Source organism: Chryseolinea serpens (assembly GCF_900129725.1).
In the GTDB taxonomy this organism is placed as follows: Bacteria; Bacteroidota; Bacteroidia; order Cytophagales; family Cyclobacteriaceae; genus Chryseolinea; species Chryseolinea serpens.
This window is the reverse complement of sequence record NZ_FQWQ01000001.1, coordinates 1,026,074-1,038,499: the sequence shown is the minus strand read 5'-3', so window position 1 is coordinate 1,038,499 and position 12,426 is coordinate 1,026,074. Positions and strand designations below refer to the sequence as shown.

8 protein-coding genes are annotated in these 12,426 nt (G+C 53.2%); 6 read left to right on the top strand and 2 right to left on the bottom strand.

Annotated elements, in window-relative coordinates; translation table 11 throughout:
- The first annotated feature begins 97 nt into the window (after positions 1-97).
- The gene (locus BUB30_RS04035; RefSeq protein ID WP_073131281.1) at positions 98-1,018 is read left to right on the top strand and encodes a sugar phosphate isomerase/epimerase family protein; all 921 of its coding nucleotides are present in this window, start codon (positions 98-100) and stop codon (positions 1,016-1,018) included.
- 127 nt (positions 1,019-1,145) lie between these two features.
- A complete protein-coding gene (locus BUB30_RS04030; RefSeq protein WP_073134769.1) occupies positions 1,146-1,595 on the top strand; it encodes a DUF1801 domain-containing protein in 450 nt (149 codons plus the stop codon).
- 150 nt (positions 1,596-1,745) lie between these two features.
- Here the strand turns inward: BUB30_RS04030 and BUB30_RS04025 are convergent, their stop codons facing one another.
- Both BUB30_RS04025 and BUB30_RS04020 read right to left on the bottom strand, forming a co-directional pair.
- Complete coding sequence (locus BUB30_RS04025; RefSeq protein ID WP_073131278.1) at positions 1,746-2,312, bottom strand: DUF4142 domain-containing protein; 567 nt, start codon at positions 2,310-2,312, stop codon at positions 1,746-1,748.
- Between the two features lie 33 nt (positions 2,313-2,345).
- Positions 2,346-2,807 carry a ferritin-like domain-containing protein gene (locus tag BUB30_RS04020; RefSeq protein ID WP_073131275.1) on the bottom strand — a complete coding sequence of 154 codons (462 nt, stop codon included), beginning with the start codon at positions 2,805-2,807 and terminating at the stop codon, positions 2,346-2,348.
- A 352-nt stretch (positions 2,808-3,159) separates the two neighbouring features.
- Between BUB30_RS04020 and BUB30_RS04015 the strand changes: the two genes are divergently transcribed.
- From BUB30_RS04015 to BUB30_RS03995, 4 genes are all read left to right on the top strand, one after another.
- Positions 3,160-5,616, top strand: a complete 2,457-nt coding sequence (locus tag BUB30_RS04015; protein ID WP_178377015.1) for a zinc-dependent metalloprotease — start codon at positions 3,160-3,162, stop codon at positions 5,614-5,616.
- Between the two features lie 205 nt (positions 5,617-5,821).
- Complete coding sequence (locus BUB30_RS04010) at positions 5,822-8,308, top strand: phosphocholine-specific phospholipase C (RefSeq protein ID WP_073131270.1); 2,487 nt, start codon at positions 5,822-5,824, stop codon at positions 8,306-8,308.
- A gap of 1,092 nt (positions 8,309-9,400) precedes the next feature.
- Positions 9,401-9,733 (top strand): PadR family transcriptional regulator, encoded by a 333-nt coding sequence (locus BUB30_RS04000; RefSeq protein ID WP_073131266.1) that lies wholly within the window; start codon positions 9,401-9,403, stop codon positions 9,731-9,733.
- Complete coding sequence (locus tag BUB30_RS03995; protein WP_221408662.1) at positions 9,730-12,357, top strand: ABC transporter permease; 2,628 nt, start codon at positions 9,730-9,732, stop codon at positions 12,355-12,357. The genes BUB30_RS04000 and BUB30_RS03995 overlap by 4 nt, the downstream gene beginning before the upstream one ends.
- The last annotated feature ends 69 nt before the right edge of the window (positions 12,358-12,426 follow it).

The following is a 12,426-nucleotide window of genomic DNA, read 5'->3' as shown; positions in this document are numbered from 1 at the left end:
TAATTCCCTTATCTTACCCATTGAACGTATCGCCAACATCCTGCCGTATTCTGGGGTTGGTCCGTTCATTTTATAAAACTATAACCAAACACATTCCATGATCAACAGACGAAAATTTCTCCATCAAGCCGGTGCGCTCACTACGGGAGCGCTTCTCGGTTCCAATGCCTTGCTCAACGCCATGCCCCGGGCCAGCCGTTACAAGATCGGCCTGCAACTCTATACCCTGCGCGACCCGATGGGGCAGGATGTGAAAGGAACCCTGCGCAAAGTGTCCAGCCTGGGTTATGAGGAGGTGGAGACCTATGGCTACAACTGGGGGAAGAACCACCAGTACCTGGGCTATACGCCAAAAGAATTCAAACAGATCCTGGACGATAACCACCTGACCACGTCCAGCGGTCATTATGACCTCGATAAATTTATCTTGCCCGGCGTGACGGACGATGATTTTAAACGCTATGTGGATCAATGTATTGAAGCCGCCAGCGTGCTGAAGCAGGAGACCATCGTGTGGCCCTGGCTCGACCCGCAGTTTTATAGCATCGACGGCTTCAAGAAAGTGGCGCAGAAACTGAACGAGATCGGCGAGCGAACCAAGAAGGCGAACCTGCAGGTGGCCTACCACAACCATAATTTCGAATTCATCGATCACGACGGACAGATCGGCTACAATATTATTTTGGACGAGACCGATGCCGCGCTGGTGAAGTTGGAGATGGACTTATATTGGGTGTCGCACAGTTCGCCTTTGAAACCGCACGAGTGGTTCCAGAAATATCCCGGGCGTTTTGTGGCCTGGCACTTGAAAGACATGGACAAAGTGAATCGCGATCTTCACACGGAGATGGGCAATGGCACCATCGACTTCAAAAGCATATTGCCAGATGCGCGGCTTGCCGGCGTGAAACATGTGTTTGTGGAGCAGGGAAACAACCTGAAAGCCGACCCGTTCGAGAGCGTGGGGCAGAGCATTGCTTATGTGAAGCGGGAACTGATCAAAAACGGAACGATGTAGAAGAGGTCGCCACGAAAGGACCTTATCCCCACGGAGATGAGGTCCTTTTTTGTGTCTTATTCTTTCGCTATTTTAACTGCCTGTATGTTTTCGCTCCGTAGCGATAACGGCGGTGGCGCAAAAGAAAATGAATAAAGTTCGTAAGATACATCCTGACTTCCTTTACCTTCTGGAGTTTAAAGAACAGAAGCTAATTGATCTATTCAAGGATCTTCGCGAATACATTCTCGAGATCTACCCCGATAGCAACGAGATCCTATATCACACCCACGCATTGACAACGGTGTTCTCTATTTCAGACAAATTATCCGATGCGTTTTGTATGCTGCCCGTCTACACCAATCACGTGAACCTGGGGTTTGCTAAGGGGACGTTGATCAAGGACCCACACCAGTTGTTAACGGGTACCGGAAACCTGATACGGCATGTTCCCGTGGAGACACCGAAAGGCTACAGGAACGCGAAAATTAAAGCGCTGGTAAAATCAGCTGTCGACTTTGCCATTCAGGACATGGAGAAGCCAACGGAATCGATCGGTAAGGTGATCTCTAAAATTAAGACCACCGGTAAAGAATAGGTTTTCTCGCATAGGCACGCTTCCGGCCGTCCTGAAAAAAAAACACCGGAAAGCCCCAAGTGGTGTGGGGCGATCCGGATCACCAACTATAACAAGATCGGCGCCCTGAGATGGAAGGTAGCCTCCCAAGCTGTTGCGTCGATCTTTATTTTATGATTTCAGGTTCTTTTCACAGGTATTCAATTTATCCAAATGCGTCTTCAGGCTGGGAAGCGTTTGGTTGATCCATTCCTTTAAGGTAGTGTCTTCTGTTTTGTCGTAGGTAGACTCAAAGTCCTTGATGGTCTTCTCGTGTTTTTCGGTCATCGTCTTGCACCATTGCTTGTCGAAGTCTTTCGCGTCTTGTTTCGAGAGGTCGTTCATTTTTTCCTTGGCGTCGTCTTTTTCCTCCAGTGGGATGGAGATGCCGCGTTGGGTGGCGAAATCTTTTAACTCGGTGAGCACTTTGGTATGATCGTCCACCAGCATGGCGGCGATGGCTTGCACTTCGGTGTTGGCGGAGCGTGTCTTGGCCAGTTCGGCCATTTTGATCTCGGCATAATTTCCGGCCACGGCGTCGGCCACAAAGTCGGCGTCTTTTTCGGAAGCCTTCGTATCGAATTTTTCGTCGTTTGCTTCTTTGGCGATCTCGGTGCTGTCGGTCTTTTTAGGACCGCAGGCGGTCAGGGCGACGCCGAGCGTCAGGATGGTGAGGAATTGCAGGGTTGTATGTTTCATGGATTGTGTTTTAAGTAAAAAAATGAAATTGGTTTACACTTCGGCAAATTGATCGCGATAGCGTTTCACCAGGTCGTGCGAGCCTTTGAGCAGCGCCTTCTGGCGGGCGACCAGGCCGAGCATGGAGGGTTCGAGGTCGGTTTCGTCCATCGCGTCGTTGTAGGCGCGTTGGGCGGCGTCTTCGCCAAATTCGCAAGAGGCGAGTGTGGCGTGAGCATCTTTTCCACTGAAGGTGGCTTTAACGTCCATCCAGGTTCTGTAGATCTTGCCGGCGGTGGTGGTGTCGGAGGCGGGTGAGCCACCAAGGGAAATCACTTCGGCGGAAAGTTCTTCCACATAATCGCTGCTCTCTTCGGCCATGCGCTGGAAGAGCGTTTTCAGATCGGCTTCGGTGATCTCGGTATTGTTGGAGGCTTTTTGATAGCCGGCGATACGGTCGTTATTGATCTTGATGAGGTCGTTCAATACCTCGATCGTTTTTTCTTTGGTTTCCATAGTGTTGTCAGTATTTCGTTTTAAATGCGCTATCTGTTTGGTAACCTGAATTGTAAAAATCATGCCACGCGGCAGAAGTCTGTCTCCAGCCAGCATTAAGGGGCATTTAAGGTTGGGCAAGTACGCAGCGGTTGTGGAAAAAGATCGCGGGTTTGGGTAGGGCATTCCCTAGGGCTGGGCGTGTTTCGGTGACCGGATGGTCTTATATTCGTTGTGCGCATGATCTGGGAGGTCGGGGGGAAAACTCTTTGCTACCCAACCGGGTTATCTTAGCGCTGGTTACGCCACGCTTGTTGAAGATTGAATCCATTTTTCGAGACGTATTGCATTGCTTATGGGTATTCGCTTTTGTTTGTTTTTGATCCTATGCGCCACCGTTCATGCATACGCCCAGTTGCCGGTGGGAACGACGACCATCGTGCCCCCCCAGGACACCACCAAAAAAGAATCACCAGTCTCGGTGCCCGCCGCCAATGATCAATCGTCGTCGCCACGCAGCTATGGCAACATTGTGAAGGCCAACACCGAGACACGCAAGGGCATTTTTACCATCCACAAAACCGATAATAACTATTACTTCGAAATTCCCGACAGTTTGTTGGGGCGCGACTTGCTGATCGTCTGCCGCATTGCACAAGGTGCCGCGGGGATTCGGCCGGAATACACCGGGTATGCCGGCGACCAGGTGAACAACACCGTGATCCGCTTCGAGAAAGGACCCAGTCATAAGTTGTTCCTGCGCCGCATCACTTTCGAGGAGAACGCCGGCGACACCACCGACGCCATGTACAACGCCGTGGTGCGCTCGAACCTGCAACCCCTGGTGGCAGCCTTCGGTATCGGCGCCTATGGTCCGGGCAACCGGAGCAGTGTGATCGATGTCACGGACTACATCAACGGAGACAATGACATTTTCTTTTTTAACTCCGCCACCAAGAAGACCATGCGGGTGGGCAGCCTGCAAAGCAACACCAGCTATATCAAAGACGTGAATGCGTTTCCCCTCAACCTGGAGATCCGCACCATAAAAACATATGTGAACAACGCCACCGACAATAACTTCACACTCGAACTAAACACCTCGGTCGTGTTGCTTCCCCGGAAGCCCATGCGCAAGCGCTTCTCCGATCGCCGCATCGGCTATTTCTCCGAACGCTACACCGACTACGACGCCAACCCGCAAGGCGTCAAGGTGGTGAACTACATCAAGCGGTGGCGGCTGGAGCCCAAACCGGAAGACGTGCAGAAATACATGGATGGCCAATTGGTGGAACCCCAAAAGCCCATCATCTACTACATCGACCCGGCTACACCAAAAGTGTGGGTGCCCTATCTCATCAAAGGGGTGAACGACTGGCGGCCGGCCTTTGAGAAAGCGGGATTCAAAAATGCCATCATCGCGTTGGAGGCACCAAATGCCAAAGACAATCCCAACTGGAGCCTGGAGGATTCCCGGCACTCGGCCATTGTGTATAAGCCGTCGTCGTTTGCCAATGCGGCGGGGCCGATCATCACCGATCCGCGGAGTGGCGAGATCCTGGAAAGTCACATCAACTGGTATCACAACCTGATGTCCATCTTACAAGAGTGGTATATGATCCAGTGCGGACCCAACGATCCGCGCGCCCAGAAGATGAAGTTCGACGACGACCTCATGGGACAACTGATCCGCTCGGTGGCGTCGCACGAAGTGGGCCACTCGCTGGGGCTCACACACAATTTTGGAGCGAGTGCGTCCGTGCCCGTGGAGAAACTTCGCGACCGCGAATGGCTGGCAGCCAACGGTCACACGCCGTCGATCATGGACTATGCGCGCTTTAACTATGTGGCGCAACCCCAGGACAGCGTAGGGGAGAGAGGCCTGATCTCGCGCATTGGCGTATACGACCTGTGGGCCATCGAGTGGGGCTACCGTTGGTTTCCCCAGGCCAAGACCGCCGACGAAGAACTGCCCATCCTGAACAGTTGGGCCAACGAAAGGCTGCGCAATGACAAACTGCGCTTCGGGTCCGAATTTGCCACGGGCGATCCACGCTCCCAAACCGAAGACGTGGGCGACAACGCCATGAAGGCCGGGGAATACGGCATCCGGAATTTGCAACGCGTAGTGCCCAACCTGATCCAATGGACCTACCAGCCCCACGAAGGTTACCGGAGTTTGCAGCGCATGTACACCGCCCTGACCAATCAATTCGATTATTACCTGGGCCACGCCATGACCTACATCGGCGGCGAATACGAAACCCTGAAATCCATGGACCAACCCGGGCCAGTCTACGAGACCGTGCCCGTGGAAATGCAACGCGACGCGATGGACTTCCTGGCGCGACAGGTTTTTAAAACACCTACCTGGTTGCTGGACACGGCCATCCTCACCCGGACCGGCCAATCGCCCACCACCATCGTCAGCCGCTCGCAGGACATGGTGCTGTCGGGCTTGCTCAGCAGCTCGAACCTCTCGAAGATCGTGACCTCGCAGGCGACCTATGGCCCCCGTGCTTACCAGCTCATCGATTTCCTCGACGACCTCGACGAAGGCATGTGGACCGAGCTGACCACGTTCGAGAGCATCAGCCTCTACCGCCGCAACCTGCAGCGCTCCTATATAGACCGCCTGCTGGAGTTGGCCACGTCCACGCGCTCCGACCGGGAGTATCGCGACGTAGCCCCCATCATCATTATTAAATTGGGAGAGATCCAGCAACACATCAAAAAAGGGATGCTCAAAATCAAAGACGTCATGAGCATCTACCACCTCCGCTACATCGACAACAAAATCACCGTAGCCCTAGCCGACAAACATCGCTGATCCGTCATATTTTTTTTCTTTCCGCCTGACTGCTTGCCCGCCGCGGAAGCCTCAGCGTAGGAGGGGCACCCCGGTAAAAACATGACCGTCGGGTTATAGACTTTTAACCAAACGTTAAACTATCTTTAATTCCACCGCCGGCATGGTAGTCATCCGGAGGATTGCATTATTTTTAGGCACCAACACCATATCCCCCTCATTCCACATGGAAACCCGTCGTGATTTTCTCAAAAAAGTAGCCATGCTCTCGGCCGTCGCCGGGACATTGCCGCCGTCGATCCAAAAAGCATTCGCCATCAACCCCGCACCCGGCACGACCTACCTCGACGCCGAGCACATTGTGATCCTCATGCAGGAAAACCGCTCGTTCGACCATTGCTACGGCACCTTGCAGGGTGTGAGGGGTTTTGAAGATCCCCGCACGATCCGCCTGCCCAACGGCAACAAAGCATGGCTCCAGACCAATGCGGCCGGCGAAACGTATGCACCCTTCCGCCTCAACATAAAAGACACCAAGTCAACCTGGATGGGTTCGCTGCCCCACAGCTGGACCAACCAAGTAGATGCCCGCAACGGCGGCAAATACGACCAATGGCTGCAGGCCAAACCTTCGGGTCACAAAGAATACGCCGACATGCCCCTCACCATGGGCCATTATACGCGCGAAGACATCCCGTTCTATTATGCCTTGGCCGATGCCTTCACGGTTTGCGACCAGAACTTCTGCTCGTCGCTCACCGGCACCACCCCAAACCGGCTTTACCTCTGGACAGGCACCATCCGCGAACATGCCCAGGCCTTTGCGCGCGTACGTAACGAAGAGCTCGACTATGACGTGCCGGCCAGTTGGACTACCTTTCCCGAGCGCCTGGAAGACAACGGCATCTCGTGGAAGATCTACCAGAACGAAATCAATGTGGGCGTAGGTTTTGAAGGCGAGCAAGATGATTGGTTGGCGAATTTCAGCGACAACCCGATCGAATGGTTCACCCAATACCATGTGAAATTCCACCCCGCCTACATCAAACACCTGCCCGACGCCATTGAAAAAATTACGCACGATATCGCGGAGGCCGAAAAAAAACTAACGGGCTTGTCGGGCGACGAAGCAAAAAAACTTTCGGGACAGATCGCCGAGGGCAAGCAAATGCTGGCACGCTACCGCGAGGACCAGAAGACGCTGACACCCGAAGCCTTTGCCAAAATTCCTGAACGCGAAAAAAGCCTTCATCGCAAAGCCTTCACCACCAACGTTGGCGACCCCGACTACCACACCCTCGAGAAAGTAAAATATGCCGATGGCAACGAAGTGCGCGAGATGCAGGTTCCCAAAGGGGATGTGTTGCACCAGTTCCGTGCCGACGTAAAGAATGGCACCCTGCCCACCGTGTCGTGGCTGGTGGCACCGACGAATTTTTCGGACCACCCGGGAGCACCGTGGTATGGATCCTGGTATTTGTCGGAGTCGATCGATATCCTTACCAAGAATCCGGAAGTATGGAAGAAGACCATTTTCATTTTGTGCTATGACGAGAACGATGGCTACTATGATCACGTGCCACCGTTTGTGCCGCCACACCCGACCAAACCCAACACCGGCAAGATGTCGCCCGGCATCGACGCCGCGACCGAGTATGTGACGATGACACAGGAATTGAAACACCGGCCCGCCAACGACAGCCGCGAAAGTTCCATTGGCCTGGGATTCCGCGTGCCGCTGGTGATTGCCTCGCCCTGGAGCCGGGGAGGAGCGGTGTGCTCGCAAGTGTTCGACCACACCTCGATCCTGCAATTCCTGGAAAAATTCCTGTCGCACAAGACGGGAAAGAAAATTACCGAGACCAACATCACCGCCTGGCGCCGGGCCGTTTGCGGCGACCTGAGTTCAGTGTTCACGCCCTACAATGGAGAGAATGTCACCCTGCCACCCTTTGTGGACAAGGAATCGTTTTTGGAAGGCATTCACAAAGCACAATTCAAAGGCCTCCCCACCGGCTATCAAAAACTGAATGCCGAAGAGATTGAAAAAATAAATCAGAGCGCTGCCAGCCCCTACATGCCGCAACAAGAAAAGGGCATGCGCCTATCGCGGGCGTTACCCTACCAGCTCTATGCGCAGGGCAAGATCAGCGTCGACAAAAAAAGCTTTGGCATCACGCTGGAGTCGCGCAAAGAAAAATTCGGCGAAGCCACCGCCGGCGCCCCCTTCCATGTCTATGCCCACGGCAAAACCTATCACGTCCGCGACTACGCCGTAGCCGCCGGCAAGAGCGTGGCCGACACCTGGCCGCTAACCGACTTTGACAAGGGTCATTACCATTTCCAGGTATACGGCCCGAACGGCTTCTACAGAGTGTTCGCCGGCGACGCGCAAGACCCGGCCCTGGAGATCACCGTCGAGTATTCGAAGAAAGGGAAAGACTTTACGGGAAATGTGGACGTGATGCTGGTAAACAAAAACACAAAGAGCGCCTACACCGTCGAGATAAAAGACCTGTCCTATGCCTATGGCTCCCAAGCCAAGACGGTGGCGGCAGGAGGGAAGGCCACGGTGGTGGTCGAGCTTGAAAAGACTTACGGCTGGTATGACTTTGGTGTGATCGTGAAAGAAACACCCTCGTTTGAACGCCGCTTTGCCGGTCGTGTGGAGACGGGTGTGGATGGGTTCACGGATCCTGTTATTGGCAGATAACGAGCGAGACCCACGTCATGTCGCAGGCACAAGTTGCATAAGGACCTACTCCAGTAGTTCAAGACATCCCGAGTTTCGAATGCAGTGAACCTGGAAAAGTTTCGCACTGAATAAAACGAAACCAGGCAAACACCGAATGCGCCCCGCCCGCTTCAAATGCATCGCCACACATCTAATGTGCGCCGAACCGCACGTCATGTCGCAGGCACAAGTTTTCTAAAAACCTACGTCAGCAGTTCAAGACATCCCGGGTTTCGAATGCAGTGAACGTGGATAAGCTTCGCTCGGAATAAAACGAAACCAGGCAAACACCGAATGCGCCCCGCCCGCTTCAAATGCATCGCCACACATCCAATGTGCGCCGAACCGCACGTCATGTCGCAGGCACAAGTTTTCTAAAAACCTACGTCAGCAGTTCAAGACATCCCGAGTTTCGAATGCGGTGGACGTGGCTAAGCTTCGCACAGAATAAACGAAACCTGGCCAACACCGAATGCAGCCCGCCCCCTTCAAATGCAGCACAGATCCAGTGAGCTTTCCACGGGGTTCCTTGAAAACGTGTGAAGCCAGAGGACGTGCGTGCCTGCGGAACGACGTCCTTTGTCGAACGTGCGAAGTGCTTCCGTAAAAAAGAACTCGGCCAACACCGAATGCGCCCCGTCCGCGTCAAATGCATCACCACACAGATTCAACGCGCTATCCACGGGGTTCCTTGGTCCAGTGCGAAGATCGATGAAACTTGTGCCTGCGGAACGACGTGCTTTTTTCCGAACGTGCAGCAGTACTTCTATGGGTTGCAGACACACCATTTTGTATCTTGCGCCGGCTGTTAGTTTAATGGCAAAACCATAGTCGAATGGGTTCGAATCCCACCGCTCTACCTGGGTAGTTTATGCCTGGCTAAAACCGATTATGTCACACCGTTCGAATCGGTGTACAGCTATTTTTCTTCAATACCATAATTCCCCATCGGTTTTAGAAAACCAAAAGGTCGTGCGGGACGGTGATCTGGATCTGTTTTCAGAATTACAAAAACGCCTGCTTGCAAAACTAAAACTATTTTACATACATTTACGTAATTAATCATCAGACATGAAAGGAACAAACCTGGGAGAGTTTGAGGAACTGGTGTTGCTCACCATCGCCACGTTGGTGAACGATGCCTACAGCGTCGCCATTTGCGACGAGTTGGAGAAGCATGCGGGGCGCGCGGCGAAGCTGGGTGTGGTGCATGCTGTGTTGAACCGGTTGGAGGACAAGGGGTTTGTGAAAAGCACATTGGGCGAAGCCACCAGCACGCGGGGAGGGAAACGAAAACGCTATTACACGGTGACCAACGGCGGCAAGGCAGCGCTGATCAAAGCCAAAGAAGTGCGCGACGAACTGTGGAACCGCATCCCTGACCTGATCCTGAAAAAAGCATGAAGCCTATAAACGACACGCGGCCACCCCGTTGGGCACAACGCCTACTGCATTGGTACTGCAAGCCCGAGTTGGCCGAAGACCTGGAAGGTGACCTGAACGAGTATTTTGAACGTAACGTGGTGGCCAAAGGGCCAAGGCGGGCGCGTTGGATCTACATCGCGGATGTGTTTAAGTTTTTCAGGTTGTATACGATACGAAAACCAGAATTTGTAAACCTCTTACTGCATTGGATCATGATTGGAAGCTACGTTAAAACCTCGGGCCGCAGTTTGATGCGGCATAAGTTGTTCTCGTTCATCAACATTGCCGGTCTGGCCGTGAGCATGTCGGTGGGGTTGCTGGTGATCGCGTTGGTGACCGAGCTTTTGTCGTTCGATGATTTTCATGCGAAGAAGGATCGCATTTACAGGGTGATCACGCACGACCAGCGGCTTGGCGAGCCGGCGATGGATCTTGCAACAACCTCGCTTGTTGCGGGAAAAAAAGTGGATACTTCCCTTTCCGGTATAGAAGACTTTACGCTGGTGCGGAATGGGTTTAGCGGCGACGCCAGGATAGGCGAGTCCGTTATCCCGGTGTCCGCGGTGTGGGCCGACGAACATTTTTTTAACATCTTTTCCTTTCCGTTGCTGCAAGGCAACCCGGCCACGGCACTGAAGGAACCTTACTCCCTGGTCCTTTCAGAGAAAATGTGCAAGACTTTATTCGGCGATGTGAACGTGTTGGGAAAGTCGGTGGTGTTCGACACAACAAACTATGTGGTGACCGGCGTGGTCAAAGACGTTCCGAAAAATTCGCATCTCCGATTCGACGCGCTGGTCTCCTTTTCGTCGGCGAAAGAGCATCGGGAAGAGGGTGGCAGCTTTAATACGTGGACCAACATTTACTCCATTTGTGCCTACGTGCTTCTCCCGAAAGACTCCGACCCTGCCGCATTCCAAGCAAACCTGGATAAACTAAGTGCCGCTGAGAATGCCCGCATTGAACATCGAACGATCTCCCTGCAGTTGCAACCTTTAGAAAATATAGTGCTGGGAAAGAAACTGAGCAACCAGATCGGCCCGGTGATGCGTCCTGTGGCTTTGTATTTTTTCGAAGGACTGGCGTTCATCATCATTCTTTCGGCGGGTTTTAACTACACCAACTTGTCCATTGCCCGGTCCATGCGCCGCACGCGCGAGGTGGGGATCCGGAAAGTGATGGGAGCGTTGAAACACCAGGTAGGATGGCAATTCATTGTGGAGTCAACGATCATTGCGCTGATGGCCTTGGCGATCGCGTTGGTGTTGTTCCTGTTTCTTCGTGTACAATTTCTTTCGCTGGATAGATTTTTGTCGGACCTGGTGTCGCTGGATCTCACGTCGCGCATGGTGCTTTACTTTGTGCTGATGGCCCTTGTCGTGGGGTTTGGTTCGGGGCTGTTGCCGGCGGTGTTCTTCTCGAAGATCAATGCCATACAGGTATTGAAGGGTTCGTCTGCGTTGAAGGTATTCCGGCACGTAAACCTGCGAAAGGCGTTGATCGTTGTCCAGTATTGTTTTTCGTTGATTTTTATTACCACCACGCTGATCGGGTACAACCAGTATAAAAGCTTTCTCACCTTTGACCTGGGTTTTAACACGGCGCACATCCTGAACATACGGTTGCAACACAACAAAGAAGAATTGATAAAAAAGGAATTGGCGGAGGTGCCCGAAGTAGGAGCCATTTCGGTGTCACGGATCGTGACCAGTCTGGGCAGCCTGCAAGGGGCCGGCATGAAATACAAGGACCTCAACGACTCCATCGTCGTGTGGCTAAATTATGTAGACGAGCAATACCTGCCTTTGCATGGGCATACGTTTCTGGCAGGAAAAAATCTGAAGGCCTTGCCGGATGGTGCCGAGGAAAGCGAAGCCGTGGTGAACGAGCAACTTTTGAAACGGTTCAATATTTCGCCACAGGATCCCGCCAAAGCTTTGGGAGAAATTATTCTGATCGACGAAAAGAAGCTGGCCATTGTAGGCGTTGTAAAGGACTTTCATTACGGCACGGTGGAAAATTCGATCGAACCGATGGCCCTGCGCTACAGCGCCCACGAACCCTGGGGCTACCTCAACGTCAAGGTGACGACGAATGATTGGCCCGCCACGCGCGCCCGCATTGAAGCTGCCTGGCAAAAGGTCGACAAGGTGCATCCCCTGGATGCGAAATTTTATGACGACCAGATCGAAGAAGCCTACCGCATGTTTGCCACCATGATCAAAGTGATCGGCACCGTGGCCTTCCTGGCGGTGTGCATTGCGTCGCTGGGGTTGTTCGGTATGGTCGTGTTCACCGCCGAAACGCGTTTGAAAGAGATCAGCATCCGCAAAGTGCTGGGGGCCAGCGAGGGCCGGTTGATCTACCTGTTGAGCAAGGGGTTTCTCTTTCTGTTGCTCCTGGCGGCCGCTGTGGCGTTGCCGTTTACCTATCTGCTTTTTGACAGGGTAGTGCTGGTCAACTTTGTGTATCATCCGCCTTTGGGATATGTGGAACTGGTGATCAGCCTCGTGTCCGTCACGGTGATCGCGCTGCTCATGATCGGCTCCCAAACCCTGAAGGTGGCCCGCGCCAACCCATCCGAAGTCCTCAAAAACGAATAACCTTTGCGCCTTTCCTTGCGTCTCTGTGGTAAAATTTGAACCGCTAAGACCCTCCCTCGCTGAAGCTTC